Raw genomic sequence first — 14896 nt, 5'->3', positions numbered from 1 at the left:
CTTCCAAATCTGGCGGTCATTTCGGCGCGAGAAGATTCTTCAACGCCTCTGCCAGTTGACCTTCGGTGAACGGTTTGTCCAGCCGGCTCGTCACGCCCAGACTCTTGAACTCTTCAGCCACCGCGTCGTCCAGTCGTCCGCTGGCGACTACGACCGGGATGTCCGGCAGCATCCGCCGGAGCGTGCGGACAAATGCCAGGCCGTCCATGTGAGGCATGTGGAAGTCCGTGACGATGGCACGCAGTTCGGTGCTGTGCTGCACCGCCAGCAACAAGCCATCCACGCCGTCGGTGGCGATCAGCGGCTTAAAGTTCAGCCGTTGCAAGACTGCGCGTGCCATCTCGCGCACGCCCGCCTCGTCATCCACGAGGAGGATGGTTTCCTCCCGCCCGTGGAATTCCGTCGGCACTTTGGTTTCAAGTTCCGCGTCAATGCCTGCTGTGTTGGCGGGCAGATAGGCGGTGAACGTCGAACCTATTTCAGGCTGCGAAGAAACTTGCAGGAAGCCGCCGTGGCTTTTCACAAGGCCCATGACGGTGGAAAGGCCCAGCCCTGTGCCTTTGTCCGGCTCTTTGGTCGTGAAGAACGGGTCAAAAATCCGGTCGATGATTTCCTGCGGGATGCCGGCACCAGTGTCCTGCACCCGCAGTGCCAGGTATTGGCCCGGCTTTGCGTCGGGCACCGAGCTGGCAAAGGCGGCGTCCACCTCTGCGCGCCGCGCCTCCAGGGTAAGCGTGCCTCCTCGCGGCATGGCGTCGCGGGCGTTGACGCACAGGTTCAGGAGGATCTGGTGCAACTGCGTGGCATCGCCCAGCACCGTTGGAAGTTCCGGCTCGCATTTGATCACCAACTGGATGTTTTTGGGGAAGCTGCTCATCATCAAGTTCTCCAACTCCTTGATCAAACGCTCGACTTGCAGGACGACGCGCTCGCCCTCCGCGCCTTTGGCAAAGGTCAACAACTGGCGCACCATGTCCGCGCCCCGCTTGGCGCTGGTTTCAAACATGTCCACGATTTGCGATTCGGCGGGATAGCGCATCCTTAGCAATTCCACTCCCATCATGATGGGGGCGAGCGCGTTGTTCAAATCGTGTGCCACGCCACCCGACAGGGTGCCGACGGCCTCCATCCGTTGCGAACGCAGGGCCAGGTGTTCCATCTTCTTGCGCTCGGCGAGATTTTGACCACGCTCCAGTTCCATCGCCACCCGCTGAGCAATGATGCGCAGGATTTCCTGATCTTCCTCGGTAAACTCGTGCAGCTTGGAGTCCAGCAGGCAGGTGATGGCGACCACATTGCCTTGGGCGTTCAGTGAAGGCACGCCGCAGTAGGCAACCGCGTTGTGGTCGCGGAGAAACGCTGCCTGCGGGAAGTGCTCCTGGACGCGCTCGTAGGTGCGCAAATCCTTGGTCACCTCCACCGTCGCACAAGGGGTGATGGCCAAGGGACATCCACCCGCATCCCGGAAAATCTGCCCGTTGGCACACACCGCCTTGAACCGCAGCTCCTGGCCGACGATCTCCGAGAGGCAAACCACGGGAACTTGAAACAGTGTGGCCACCATGCCCACAACCTCCTCAAACACCGCCCCAGGATCACCCGACAACTGCATGCTCAACTCGGAAAGCCGCTGCAACTTCCGCAGGTGCGCGGCGTCCCGCTCCTCGGCCAGCTTGCGCTCGGTGATGTCCTGGACGGTGCCAAGCGAATGCAACGGCCGGCCTGCGGCGTCATAAACAGTCTCGCAACGTTCCTGCACGAACTTGAGGCGGCCATCGGACAGAAGCAGCCGGTGCTCAATTTCATACGGTGTGTGATTGCGCACCGACTCGGTGTACGCGCGGTTGACCATGTCGCGGTCCTCGGGGTGAATTGTTTGCAGGAACGCCTCGTAGGACGCCCAGAATTGCTGAGGATCCTGCCCAAAGATTCGGAAGATTTCGTCCGACCACGTCAGACGGTTCGCGACCAGGTCCAGATGCCAGCTTCCCATCTGGCCGATGCGCTGGGCCTCGCGGAGTTGCGCCTCCTTCTCTTTGAGAGCGCCGGTGCGCTGGACGACGAGTTGTTCGAGTTCCGTGTTAAACTGACGGATCTCTTCTTCCGCCCTTTTCCGTTCTGTGATGTCCTGTACGATGCCCGTCATGCAGGGGGAGCTGCCCGTGATGTTACAAATCAATTCACCGCAACCCTTGAGCCAGCGAACCGAGCCGTCGGGCCTGACCGCCCGAAACTCCAAATCAGCGGGTTTTTCTCCCGCCTTACATGCCGCCAGCCATCGCTGCATCTCCGACCGGTCATCAGGATGAACCAGATTGATCCACGAGTCGATGGTTGGAGTGAATGTCTCCGGTGGAACGCCATAGATACGATAGGTCTCATCCGTCCAGTGGATGATACCTTTCATATCCCAGGACCAGCCGCCAATATGCGCGATGCGCTGAGATTCGGAGAGAAGACGGCCATTCTCACGCAACGCCTCCTCCATCAGCCTGCGGTCGGTGATGTCCGCGCGGATGGCGATGTATTGCGCGGGCTTCCCGTCGGCGCCGAGGAAGGGCACGATGGTGGTGTCCACCCAGTAGAACGAGCCATCCTTCGCGCGGTTTCTGATCTCGCCTTTCCACACGCACCCGCTGGTGATCGTCTTCCACAGTTCGCGGATCATGCTTTTCGAGTGATACCCGGAATTGATGATGCCATGATCCTGGCCGAGCAGCTCCGCGCGCGCATACTTCGAAATCGAGCAAAACTTGTCGTTCACGTAGGTGATGACGCCCTTCGCATCCGTGACAGCGACGATGGCGTGCTCGTCGAGCGCAGCCTTGAAATCCGCCAGCACCTTCTCGGCCCGCTTGCGCTCCGTGACATTGATATGGGCAATGACCGCCCCGCCTTCTTGCCGGGACAGGGGGGAGACATGCATGGTGAACCAGCGGTGTTCGGTGGGCGAGTGGCAGGCATACTCATGTTTGAAGGTCACCTTGGAATGCGCCAGCACACCACGCAGCCCGTCCAAAATCTGCTGCGCCTCCCCGCCCAAGTCCTGTGCGGCCCGCTTGCAAACCTCCAGATAGTTGGCACCCACACCCACAGCGGACATCGTGGCATCAGCACCATTCTCCCTCACAAAACGTTCCCAACCATCGTTGATGGTGATGATCGTGCCGTGCTGGTCCACGACGGCGATGTTCGCCATCATGGAATTGAGAACGGCACGGTTCAGAGCGTCGCTGTCGCGCAAAGCCCGCTCGACGGCGTGTTCCCCCGTCACATCCCGGAAGACCAGCACCACGCCGATGATGCGGCCCTCAAGATCACGAATGGGTGCGGCGCTGTCGGTAATGGGCCGCTCTGTGCCGTCGCGGGCGATGATGACGGTGTGGTTGGCCAGGCCGTGGATTTCACCGGTGGCCAGCACATCATCCACGGGGATGATGGCCGGCGCGCGGGTCTCCTCGTTTATGATGTGGAAGACTTCGTCCACCGGGCGGCCCAGCGCCGCAGCCTGCGTCCAGCCCGTGAGTTTTTCCGCAACGGGATTCAACCGCGTGATACGCCGCTGCTCGTCGGTGGCGAGCACGGCATCGCCAATGGAGTTCAGCGTGACCGCCAGTTTTTCCTCGCGGACGCGCAGGACTTCAGCGGCGGCTTTCAGCTCCGTCACATCGCGTGCGGTGGCAAACATGAGCCCGCCCGGCTGCGGCACGGACTTCCACGACAGCACGCGCCAGGAGCCGTCTTTGTGCTGATAACGGTTTTCAAAGTGAAGCACTTTTTCACCGGCCACGACCTGGCGCTCGACCTCGCGAAGCGTGGCTGGCCGGTCGTCGGGATGCACAAAGTCCAGGAATGGTCGCTTTAGAAACTCCCTGGCGCTCCAACCCAGCGTGTGGGTGAACGCGGGGTTAACGTGTTTGAAATAGCCGTCGGCACTGGCAATGCAGAGCATGTCCAGCGGGAGGGTGAAGAAGCGGTCGCGCTCCGCTTCCGCCTGCTGCCGCTTTTCCAAGTCACGCCGTACGATGAAGCTGGCGAGGCCGATCATGCCGAGCGAGAGGAGGCCGCCGAAGGCCACAATGATCATGGTCGTGCGAGACAGTGCCTGCGCCTCGGCCCTGAGATCTGGGAGGAGTTGATCCTCCTCGGCCTTCATTTCGACAATCAACTGGCGAATTTCACCCATCGTTTGCTGCCCCTGTCCCGCGCTGATGAGCTGAAGCGCCCCGGCCGTGTCACCGCTGCGGCGCAGTTGGATCACCTCGCTGGCATGGGTGATTTCCCCTTGAATCAACGGCTCAAGAACCGCCAGCCGTCGTTGCTGGTTGGGATTGTTCTGCGTCAATCCTTTCGCCGTCTCGAACGATTTCGGCACCGCCGCGATTCCGGCCTGATACGGCTGCAAAAATACTTCGTCGCCAGAGATGGCAAACCCGCGGTTCCCCGTTTCCACGTTGAGCAGTTCCACGAGCATCTCGTCGAGCGTGTCATTGACCCGATGGGTGTGATCAAACGAGCTAAAAGTTTCCACATTCCGTTGCTCGCTCCACCACGCGGTCCCGCCAGTGAGGAGCAGAAAAGCCAGGGCAACGGCGAAACCCGCCTGAATTTTGTGTTGTATCAGCAATTTCATGAAGACTCGGCTTTCTAGTCAGCCCGGACGGGCGTGGCGTGAATGCCGTGACGACGAAGCGCGTCCTGGCCTCCGGGACGGCACGCACCGGGCGCATGGCTTGCGCACGTGATTTTGAATTCAAATCGAATAGCATCCAGACGAACGGCACTCCAGACGCTAACCACGAGCGGGCTCAGTTCACGCAAACTTGGTCACACCGGGAAGCGGTATCGGACCGGGATCGAACTTGTCGCCGAACTGGAGATTGTCGGGGGCGAGATCCTGCTTGGAAGACATCATGGCAAGAGCCACACGTTCGGGAGCCTTGTCTTTCTTCGCTTCCTTGTCCTTGCCTTCGGGGGCGGGAGCAGGTGGCGGGGAATCGTCCTTCCAGGCGATTTTTTGACCCGTGTAGGCGGCTTCGCGGCCCATGACTGCGACGAGACTGGAGAGCATCATGCGATCTCCATTGTTGATGACCTCGCCTTTGCGGATGGCGGCAAACAGCGCGTCATGCTCGGCCTGGTGCATCTGGCGCTCGTCTTCGCGATGCCGCCAACGTTTTTCCCCCTCGATGTAGGGATACTGGCCTTTGCCGAGCACCAGCCTGCCCTTGGTGCCGCTGACCACGTCAATGACCTCCGAGTGCGTGCCACGCTGCTGGCGGGAACCGAAGTGGCAAAGCACGCCGCCATCCCATGTGTAGGTGACATTGAAGTGATCAAAGATGTTGCCGCCTTCTGCGGGAATCTGGCGGCCACCGCTGGCGATGCAAGAGACGGGCGGCGTGTCCCGCATGGCCCAGACAACCTTGTCGATGCTATGCACGGCCTGCTCGACGATGCTGTCCCCGGAGAGCCAGGAGAAGTTATACCAGTTGCGGATCTGCCACTCAGCATCGCCCATGCCAGCGGGGCGGCTGCTGGCCTCTGGCATCGGCTTGACCGGACCGGTGTGGTAGGAGGCATAAATGTCGCGGATCTCGCCGATGTCACCGCCATGGACGCGCTTGTAGGCCTCGATGCGCGAGGCGCTGTAACGCCAGCAGAAACCGGCCACCAGATTGATCTTTTTCTCCTGCGCCTTGCGCACGGCCGCCATGGCAACGTGATAACCGGCGGCATCCACGGCCATCGGCTTCTCGCAGAAGATGTGTTTGCCGGATTCCACGGCGGCGGTGAGATGCTGCGGGCGGAATCCGGGCGGCGTGGCGAGCAAAACGACATCCACATCCGTGGCGAGGAGCTTCTTGAAGGCATCCAGGCCGGTGAAGCGCATCTCTGGCTTCACATCGACACGGTCGGGGAACTGTGTGGAGAGATTTTTGATGCTGCTCTCGATCTGCGTGTCGAACGCATCCGCCACGGCGACGAGCTTCGTGTTGTAGTCCGCCGTCAGCGCCTGTGCGGCAGCGCCGGTGCCGCGTCCGCCACAGCCAATGAGGCCAATGCGCAGCGTTTCATTCGAGTCCACCTTCTGCTGCGCACGCAGCGTGGTGGCAGCAGTGAGGATGGCAGGAGCAAGGAGAGCTCCGCCGCTGGCATTGAGAAAACGGCGGCGGGAGAAAGCGGAGACGGCAGGATCGGACATGAGGACGCTGAGGTTGGGTAAAATGTGAGCTGAAATTTCGCCACGGCAGCAGCAAACCTTTCAGTCAAAGGTCAGATTGAACAAAGACGGCCGCTCAAGCGGCGGTCAGGCCTTGCGCGGAATGATATTCGTCGGCCCGGAGGCCTGCGGCGGGTGCCCGTCGCCTGGCAGTTCGCTCAGCGGCTGCGTTTCCTCACGGCTGGACTCGTCATCGGGCGCGGGTTGCAGCAGCGCCTGCACGAGGAGTTGCGTGTCTTCGAGGAAGGTGAGTCCGGCACGACGCAGAAAATCCACCTCCGACGCATGTGTGTGCAGCGTGATGAGCAGGCACTCGCCTTGAAACAGGGCCAGCACAAACACGCCCTCGTAGCCAAACCAGAAGGTTCCCACATCGCGATCTCCGCCGCTGGCGAAGTGCGCGCGCGCGTCATGCAAGGTCTGCAGCAGGCGCTCGGCGCGGAATTCTTCAAACGGCAGCAGGTTGATGAGGATTTGCCGCCGCCAGCACAGCAGCATGCCGTTCACCGAACCGGCGTGCTTCAGGCGTTCGAGGGCGGAACGAAGGGAGGGGGTGATGGATGCAGCCATAAGTTATGCCTCCATTGAGTTCGCCCGGGTGAGCAGTTCAAACATCGGCATCCGCTCGCCGATGAGCGCGCCTGCACCGGGATCCTGCGGATCGGTGCCGGCGTCGAAATAAGCGAAGTTCAGGGTGAAATCCTCCTCCTGCAGCGTTCCGCACCATGGCGCGCCCAGTTCCAGGCACTCGCCGATCTTCAGGCCGAAGTGCCGCAGACCCTGGAAGTCGGCCGCGTAGTTGTTCACGGCCTCCTGGCCGCTGTCACTGGCCACAAGGCCGTCTTTCAGGGTGAAAAGTTGCAGGGGGAGAGGTAGAACCTCGGTGGCGCTCATGGGATAATCAGATTGCTCCCTCCTTCGTCTCAAAAAACCACAGACGAGGCAAGCATAATCCACGCCGCAGCCAAAAAAGCCCGTCTGACCGTTCAATGTTCCATGTTCAAGGCTCCCTTTCTGCGCTATCGCTGCACTGCCCATGACCGCCACTGCTCCCAGCTTCAAAATCGGCAACGAGAAACTCATCAAGGTGCTGCCCAACGCCGCCAACCGCCTGCTCGGCCTGCTCAAGAAGCAGGGGCGGGCCGACAACGGTGCCCTGCGCGTCGCTGTCGTCGGTGGGGGGTGCTCAGGCTTGCAGTACAAGATGGATCTCGTCGATGGCCCTGCCAATCGCGACATCATGGTCACTTCCAGCGACGTGCGCGTCGTCATCGACCCGAAGAGCGCCCTGTTCGTCTCCGGTTCCGAGCTCGATTACAGCGACGACATGCAGAGCGGCGGCTTCAAGGTGAAAAACCCCAACGCCGTCGTCACCTGCTCCTGCGGCGAAAGTTTCTCCGCCTGATCCCAAGATGTCGAACGCCTTCGCCCTCCTCGGCCTGCCGCGTGTGGCGGCGCTCGATGCCGAAGCCTTGCAGCAGGCCTGGCTCGCCGCCAGCCGCAGCGCCCATCCCGACCAGCCCGGTGGTGATGCCACCCGCGCCGCCGAGATCAACGCCGCCCACGAAACACTGCAAACACCCGAAAAACGCCTCAAGCACCTGCTTGATCTGCATCAGGTGCCCTGGCGCACCGTGCCCATCGATGACGCGATGATGGCACTCTTCAGCGAGCTCGGCCCCGCGCTGCAAAACGTCGCTGCTTTCCTCAAACGCAGGCAGTCCGCCGCCTCCGCGCTCGCCAAAGCCCTGCTCGCCCCCGAGGAAATGCGCCTGCGTGAGCAACTCGAGACCCTCGGCACCACGCTCGATGAGGAGCGCACCACCTTGCTCGAAGCCCTCCCCGCCTTCGACGCTCGTCTCAGTTCCGGCGACACCACCGCACTCGCTGATCTCCAAATTCTCCAAGCCCGCCTCGCCTACCTCGGCAAATGGCAGACCCAGGTACGCGAAGCGTTGTTGAGCTTGATGTGAAAGCGCCAGGCCGGCGGCTTTCTGTGCTCACCGCTTCTCAAACCGCTTTCTCAGTTCGTTGAAGTAACGCCGCACTTGCTCGCGACGGGCAGGAGGCAAAGCGGATTCGTCGAGGGCGGCTTCTTCGGCCTGGATGGCATCGAGGGCGGTCTGGGTGGCACTGCGGGTGGATTGTTCAGTGCGCGTGCCGCCTTCGACGCTGCGCACGGTGCTCTGGCCTTCGTTGTTCTGCTGGGCTTGCACGACGCTTTGATTGCCGCTGTCCTGTTTCTGCGTGGGCGTGTTGTTGAGATCGGCCTTGCCAACACCGGGTTGCGGGCCTGAACCAGGCAGAGCGATGACGGGACCGTTGGGATCACCGGGGGTTTGATCGCCGGGAATGATGATCACAGGGGATTTGTCATCGGGCTTCGAAGCGCCACCGGGAACTGGAGCGAGGAGCATGGGCTGGCCATTGGAAGGTTGCCCCTGCTGTCCGGGCTGGCCTTGCTGCCCCTGCCCCATCATCATCATTTGCTGCTGGCCCTGTCCGCCCTGCGGCTGCTGTTGCATTTGATTTTGCTGTCCCTGCTGCTGCCCCATGCCGGGCGGATTGAGCATCTGCTGAGGATTTTGCGCCTGCCCGACCTGCGGAGTGCTGCCTTGTTGTCCTTGTTGACCGCTTTGTCCGGCCTGGCTCATCTGCTGCATCGCCCCGTTGCTCTCATTCTGTCCGGCGATACTGCTGCCGGAATCACGCAACTGCTGCGCAAGCTGCTGGAGTTCGTTGCGCGATTGCTCACGCAGCGCGAGATCGCGCAGTTTGTCGGCGAGCTTTTGGAATTCCTCGCCCGCGCCAGACGGTTTGCCCTGCTGCATCTGATCACCTGCGGCGAGCACGTTCTGGCCGACGGTGCGTTTGCGATCCTCCTTGTCAGACTGCTGCTGCACATCCTTGAGCGTTTCATTCATGCGCTCCTTCGCCTCAGCACCGAGCTGCGGTGATTTGAGCTGGCTGGCGAGCGTTTCGGCGGCTTTCGCGGCAGCCTTCGCGTTCTTCGCGGCCACGGAATCGCCGAGATCGGCGGTGTCGGCATGCTTGCGCAGCGCCTCGATGAGTTTCTCCGAAGCCCAGGCCTCCTTGCCGTTGCCAAGTTCATCTGCGAGCTTCTCCGCGTCGCGCGCACGGCGTTCGAGTTCGGCCAAAACAGCGCGCGCATCCTTGCCACCGGCGTTGGCAAGATCGGTGGCGGTCTTCTGCAGCTTCTGTTTCAAATCCTCGACCTTCTTCGTCTCCTCGTCCTTGAGACCCGCGAGTTTCTTCTTCTCCCAGTCGGTCTGCGCGAGTTTTTGGGCCTCTGCGGCGGCCTTGCGCGTCATTTCCTCGTTCATCACGATCACGTCTGAAGGCGGAGCGATGACGATGCTGATGAAGCTGCCGAGAATCGCCAGGAGCAGCGGCAGCGCGAGCCAGCGATCCGGTCGCAGCGGCAGATCTTTTTTCAAAGCAGGCAGCGCGTGCGGCAAAACCTCACGTTGCGAGGCGATGTGAGCACGCGCAGCATCGCCGCCTTCGTCACGCTGCTCAAACCACCATGCGGAGGCAAACGCCTCACGCCGTCCCGCCGCCTGATCCCACAGCGCGAGCGCACTGAACTGCCCAGGACGCTGCCACCAGGCGTAAACAAGAGTGCCTGCGGACCAAAGGAGCAAACCGATCCACGGCGTGAAATGCGCGCCCGCCCCGCGCAACGTGGCCAGAATCAGCAGCACAAGCACCAGCGAGGCGGGAATCAACGTCATGCGCAGCACTGCCAGCCAGCGCCGCAGCGTCACCCACACCTGCACCTTCTGCGCCACGGGGGCGAAGGCGGATTCGGCGGATGGGATGGCGTTCATGGTTTCAATACATCGTAAAACGTGGCGAAGGCCAAGTACTTTGGGTGCTACTTATTCAATCCCGGGCCTTGAGCACGCCCACCATGTCCAGTTTGCGCAGCATGCGGCCGACGACGATGAAGGAGGCGCAGGCAGCCGCCGCGACGACGAGCACGGCCATGGTGTAGGTGTACAGGCTGATTTGCAGCGGCATGCGGATCGTCTCGGTGCGGACATTTTCGATGATGAAGATCGCCAGGCCGCGTCCAAACAACAATCCAAGCGGCAGAGCGGTGATGATGAGAAGGATCAATTCTCCCAACAGCACCCCCGCAATCTCGCGCTGGGTGAAACCAACCACACGCAACGTGGCCAGATCACGGCTGCGCTCGGAAAGGGCGATGCGCGCGCTGTTATAGACGACACCGAAAGCAACGATAATAGCCAGGATGAGGTAGAGCTTGCGGATGATGCCAATGCTCTGCCCGGTGGTGTCACGAAAGGCCTGGAGCTGGTCCTGCTTCACCATGGTGATGGCCACGCGTGGTGTGTCCTTCACCTCGCGCATGAAATCGGCCCAGCGCGCCTGATCCACCGTCAGATAAGCGCCGCTGATCGTGTTCCCCTCCTGCATGAGGCGGTGAAGCGCGTCGATGTCCATGAAAGCGGAGACGCCGGCAAAATCCTCCATGAAGCCACGAATGGCGACGCTGAGCACAGCACGCCGGCCTTCGAGCGCTTCGATTTGCACGACATCGCCAATGCGTGCGCCGAGGATCTGGCCAAGCTGCGCGGACATGACGACGCCTTCTTCAGGCAGCACGATATGACGGCGTTGCGCATCCATGAGGCGGTTCAGATCCGCGTTTCGCGGCAATCCGCTGACGGCGAGCTTGCGCGAATGATGGCCAAAGCGGATGCGCGCCTGCACCGCGCGCACCGGCTCGGCACGCTGCACTCCAGGGAGCCTCTCCAAGTCGTGCAGCGAGTCCCCTGATCCTGGTTCGGAGAAAAACACGACCACATCCTGCCGCTGCACATCATTCCACTGATAAGTGAGCATGTAATCGATGCTGTCCGCCATCGATCCAGGCAGCACCATCAGCCCCGTGGCCAAAGCAATACCGAAGATGGTGAAGAGAGCCTGCACGGGCCGCCGCTCGATGTTTCTCAAGGCCATGCGCAAAGCGGGACCGCTGCCACGCGTGAGGCCGAGTCGTTCCAGCATCGAAGGTTTAAAATCCGCGGGCGGTTCTGGCCGCATGGCCTCGGCAGGTGGAAGTTTGACCGCCATCCATACGACGCTGATGACGCCGAGAATCGAAGCTCCGGCACTAACGACGAGCGCGAGGCCAACCGCGCTGTAATCCATGCGGAAGTTCAACGCCGGAAAGCGGAAGAACAGGTCGTAAACGCGCACGAGGCCGCCGCCCATCCAACGTCCCACAATGCCTCCGATCAAGGTGCCAAGAACGACGATGACGAACGCATAATTCAGATAGTGCCGTCCCACCTGCCAGGAGGAATAGCCGAGCGCCTTGAGCTGAGCGATCTGCTCCCGCTGCAAACGCACGAGACGTGCGAGCACCGCGTTCACCATGAACGCCGCCACACTGAGAAAGACGACAGGATAGGCCACGGACAGCGCATTCACCACACGCAGCTCGTCATCCAGACGCTGCGCGCTGTTGTGATCACTCCGTGTGTAGGCCCCCTGCGCGCCATAATCAGCCAGCAAGCGGTCCATTTCCTCCATCACCGGACCCGCCTGCGTTCCTGGCGCGAGATCGACGCAGATGTCGTTGAACGCGCCATCAAGGTTGTAGGGCACGGCGATGGCACGGTAGTTCATCCAGAACACGCCATAACGTTTGTTGTCCGGCAAGGACTGGCCGGGACGCGCCTCAAAAACGAACTCGGGCGAAAGACCAATGCCGCAAACGATGAGCGTGTCGCGACGACCATTGATGACGGCAACAATACTGTCGCCAATTTGCAGCTTGTTGGCGAGCGCGAAGGATTCGCTCACCACCGTGTGCCGTCGTTCATCAGGCAACGGCAGCCGTCCCAAGCGGACGAACACCTTGTTCAGTGTCTGCGGCCGGTCCTCCGGCAACGAAACCAGATGCGCCGACGCCGGCTCGGTCATGCCCGCGAGATCGAGTGTGGCATCGACAACGACGCGCGCCTCGATGGCGGTCACCCCTGGAATGACCGCGATGCGATCAGCCAGCGACAATGGCGCACGTTTCAGCGAGGCAAAGACATCCGCCAGCCGGTAGCGCTGGTAATAGGCGTCACGCGTGCCCTCCAGCGTCAGGATGATGCTGCGCGTCATGATCATCATCGCCAGTCCGCAAGCCATGACGAGGCTTACCGCCACGATCTGGCCCTTCATGCGACCGAGGTCGCGGAAGAGCTTCAAATCGAGCGGTGTGAGCATGAACGTGAGAGCTGGAATTTAATCCCGCGCCTTGAGCACCCCCACCATGTCCAGCTTGCGCAGCATGAGGCTGACGAGAGTGAACGAGGCACAGGTGGCCGCTAAAACAACGAGCACGGAGCCGGCATAGGTGCTGGGATTGATGTGCGTTGGCAGCCGGACCGTCTCCGTGCTGACCGCCGCGATGACATATCTGGCCACCCCATGCCCGAACAGCAGCCCTGTCGGCAGGGCGACCAGCACCAGCAGCGAGAGTTCCCCCAACAGCACACCGATGATTTCGAGCTGCGTCATCCCAATGACGCGCAGCGTGGCCAGATCACGTCCGCGTTCGGAGAGGGCGATGCGGGCGCTGTTGTAAACAACACCGAAGGCAACAATGACCGCCATCCAAAGAAACAACTGGCGGAGAAGGCCGATGCTCTGGCCGGTGGAGGCGCGGAACGCCTGCAACTGGTCATGCTTTACGCTGGCAAAATCGACCTTGGGCTGGCTTTTGACCTCGCTCATGAAGTCCTCCCAGCGGCTTTCATCGACGCTGGCAAACGCACCGGTCATTGTGTCGCTTTCCCGCAGGTGGCGTTGGACCGCGCCGATGTCCATGTAGACCGCAAGACCGTAAAAATCCGACATAAAGCCACGCACCCCGACCTCCCGCATCTCGCAGTGGCCCTCCAGTGCCTGCACGTAGATTTTGTCCCCCATTTTGGCCCCAAGCACCTCCCCCAGTTTCCGCGAAATCACCACCCCCTCCTGCGGCAACACGATGGGCCGCCCCAGGACGTCCCTGGGCTGGATGAGACGGCTGTTCCCGCTGATCCCCAGAATGTAAACCATGCGTTCATGATGGCCGTTGCTCACCCGTGCGAGGAACCCGCGGTAAGGCTCGATCAGAATGACGCCAGGGAGATGACTGAGATTGTACTGTGCCCTGCTGGTGGACGTCTCCCTCATGTGGATCATCACATTTTGCCGGAGATGATCATTCCATTGATAGGTCAGGAGATAGTCCACGCTGTCCGCCAAACCACCCGGCAGCACCAGCAGCCCCGTGGCCAGCGCCAGGCCGACAACGGTGAAGCCAGCCTGCGTCGGACGGCGTTCGATATTCCGCAGAGCCATTCGGAACACCAGGCTGGTGCCGCGCGTGAGGCCGAGACGCTCCAGCAGCGAGGGCTTGAAATCCGCCGGCGGCTCGGGCCGCATGGCCTCCGCCGGCGAGAGCCTGACCGCCATCCATACCGCTCCCGCCACCCCCAGCACAGCAGCAATCACACTGACAGCCAGCGCCACCACGAGGGCACCCCGATCCACTTGAAAGCTCAGTTCAGGAAAGTGAAACAGGAGCGTGTAAACCTGCAGCATGTGCCCGCCAAGATACCAGCCGGCAATGATGCCGATCACGCCGCCAATGGCCACGATGACCAGCGCATAGTTCAAATAGTGCCATCCTACCTGGGCCGAGGAGTAGCCCAGAGCCTTCAACTGGGCGATCTGCTCGCGTTGCAAACGAACCAGGCGCATCAAAACCGAGTTCACCATAAAAGCCGCCACGCAGAGAAACACGATGGGATAAGCCACGGAAAGAGCCTCAACGATGCGCAGTTCATCAGTCAGGCGCTTCGAGCTGGAATGGTCTTTCCGCGCGTAGGCACCGTAGGCACCGTAAGGCAGCAACAAACTGTCAACCTCCTCAATGACTTGTTTCGGCGGCGTTCCCGGTGACAAGTCCATGCAGAAATCATTGAACGCACCGTCAAGGTCGTGAGCGGCGGCAATCGCCTGGTAGCGCATCCAGAAAACGCCATAATGCCGGTTGTCCGGCAAGGTCTGGCCGGGCGGCGCCTCAAACACGAACTCAGGTGACAGACCGATGCCGCAGATGTCGAGATGATCACGATGACCGTTGATGATGGCGGTGAGCCTGTCGCCGATGTGCAGACCATGCGCCTGCGCGAAAGCCTCGCTCACCACCGCCCCCCTTTGCTCGTCGATTCGCGGCAACCGCCCCCGACGCAGAAAGATATGATTGAGGTTCTGCTGGCGGCCATCCGGCAAGGAAACCAGGCGGGCTTTGACCGGCTCCTGCACCCCGGCCATGTCCAGCACGGCGCCTTCCACGACCCTGAGATCCACGGCCGCCACGCCCGGGATGTTGCTCAGCCGTTCCCTCATGGATAGCGGGGCGCTCTTGATGCCACCGAACACATCCGGCATACGGAACTGTTGATAATAGGCGTCACGCGTGCTCTCCAGGCTCAGAATGATGCTCTGCGACACGACCATCATCGCCACACCACAAGCCATGACCAGGCTCGCAGTGATGATCTGCCCCTTCATTCCGCCTATGTCGCGAAGGAGTTTACGATCAAGTGTGGAAATCATTACAGGACGGATTCA

General features: G+C 61.2%; 9 protein-coding genes. 2 read left to right on the top strand and 7 right to left on the bottom strand.

Annotation, left to right across the window (positions count from 1 at the left end):
- Window positions 1–16: 16 nt before the first annotated feature.
- From U1A53_RS12305 to U1A53_RS12290, 4 genes are all read right to left on the bottom strand, one after another.
- Window positions 17–4633, bottom strand: coding sequence for a PAS domain S-box protein (locus U1A53_RS12305; RefSeq protein ID WP_322281270.1), 4617 nt, complete (start codon window positions 4631–4633; stop codon window positions 17–19).
- Window positions 4634–4813: 180 nt separating this feature from the next.
- A complete protein-coding gene (locus U1A53_RS12300) occupies window positions 4814–6205 on the bottom strand; it encodes a Gfo/Idh/MocA family oxidoreductase (RefSeq protein WP_322281269.1) in 1392 nt (463 codons plus the stop codon).
- Between the two features lie 105 nt (window positions 6206–6310).
- Entirely contained in the window at window positions 6311–6793 is a 483-nt protein-coding gene (locus tag U1A53_RS12295; protein ID WP_322281267.1) for a hypothetical protein, read from the bottom strand.
- 3 nt (window positions 6794–6796) lie between these two features.
- Window positions 6797–7117: a hypothetical protein gene (locus U1A53_RS12290; protein ID WP_322281265.1), complete on the bottom strand. Its 321-nt coding sequence runs from the start codon at window positions 7115–7117 to the stop codon at window positions 6797–6799.
- 142 nt (window positions 7118–7259) lie between these two features.
- On the opposite strand from U1A53_RS12290, the gene U1A53_RS12285 reads away from it, so the two are divergent.
- Both U1A53_RS12285 and U1A53_RS12280 read left to right on the top strand, forming a co-directional pair.
- Complete coding sequence (locus U1A53_RS12285) at window positions 7260–7628, top strand: iron-sulfur cluster assembly accessory protein (RefSeq protein WP_322281263.1); 369 nt, start codon at window positions 7260–7262, stop codon at window positions 7626–7628.
- 7 nt (window positions 7629–7635) lie between these two features.
- Window positions 7636–8196: a hypothetical protein gene (locus U1A53_RS12280; protein ID WP_322281262.1), complete on the top strand. Its 561-nt coding sequence runs from the start codon at window positions 7636–7638 to the stop codon at window positions 8194–8196.
- Window positions 8197–8223: 27 nt separating this feature from the next.
- Here the strand turns inward: U1A53_RS12280 and U1A53_RS12275 are convergent, their stop codons facing one another.
- The 3 genes from U1A53_RS12275 to U1A53_RS12265 are packed head-to-tail and all read right to left on the bottom strand — an operon-like array spanning window position 8224 to window position 14881.
- Window positions 8224–10074 carry a hypothetical protein gene (locus U1A53_RS12275; RefSeq protein ID WP_322281261.1) on the bottom strand — a complete coding sequence of 617 codons (1851 nt, stop codon included), beginning with the start codon at window positions 10072–10074 and terminating at the stop codon, window positions 8224–8226.
- 55 nt (window positions 10075–10129) lie between these two features.
- Entirely contained in the window at window positions 10130–12496 is a 2367-nt protein-coding gene (locus U1A53_RS12270; RefSeq protein ID WP_322281259.1) for an FtsX-like permease family protein, read from the bottom strand.
- 18 nt (window positions 12497–12514) lie between these two features.
- Window positions 12515–14881 (bottom strand): FtsX-like permease family protein, encoded by a 2367-nt coding sequence (locus tag U1A53_RS12265; protein ID WP_322281258.1) that lies wholly within the window; start codon window positions 14879–14881, stop codon window positions 12515–12517.
- Between the last annotated feature and the right edge of the window lie 15 nt (window positions 14882–14896).

The sequence above is a fragment of the Prosthecobacter sp. genome (assembly GCF_034366625.1).
Lineage (GTDB): Bacteria > Verrucomicrobiota > Verrucomicrobiia > Verrucomicrobiales > Verrucomicrobiaceae > Prosthecobacter.
Note: the sequence above shows the minus strand (reverse complement) of the source record. Positions and strands in the feature narration are given on the sequence as shown.

What these genes read in the sequence shown, in the direction of transcription:
- U1A53_RS12305 (WP_322281270.1), bottom strand. Translation starts at nt 4,633, where the DNA reads ATGAAATTGCTGATACAACACAAAATTCAGGCGGGTTTCGCCGTTGCC.
- U1A53_RS12300 (WP_322281269.1), bottom strand. Translation starts at nt 6,205, where the DNA reads ATGTCCGATCCTGCCGTCTCCGCTTTCTCCCGCCGCCGTTTTCTCAAT.
- U1A53_RS12295 (WP_322281267.1), bottom strand. Translation starts at nt 6,793, where the DNA reads ATGGCTGCATCCATCACCCCCTCCCTTCGTTCCGCCCTCGAACGCCTG.
- U1A53_RS12290 (WP_322281265.1), bottom strand. Translation starts at nt 7,117, where the DNA reads ATGAGCGCCACCGAGGTTCTACCTCTCCCCCTGCAACTTTTCACCCTG.
- U1A53_RS12285 (WP_322281263.1), top strand. Translation starts at nt 7,260, where the DNA reads ATGACCGCCACTGCTCCCAGCTTCAAAATCGGCAACGAGAAACTCATC.
- U1A53_RS12280 (WP_322281262.1), top strand. Translation starts at nt 7,636, where the DNA reads ATGTCGAACGCCTTCGCCCTCCTCGGCCTGCCGCGTGTGGCGGCGCTC.
- U1A53_RS12275 (WP_322281261.1), bottom strand. Translation starts at nt 10,074, where the DNA reads ATGAACGCCATCCCATCCGCCGAATCCGCCTTCGCCCCCGTGGCGCAG.
- U1A53_RS12270 (WP_322281259.1), bottom strand. Translation starts at nt 12,496, where the DNA reads ATGCTCACACCGCTCGATTTGAAGCTCTTCCGCGACCTCGGTCGCATG.
- U1A53_RS12265 (WP_322281258.1), bottom strand. Translation starts at nt 14,881, where the DNA reads ATGATTTCCACACTTGATCGTAAACTCCTTCGCGACATAGGCGGAATG.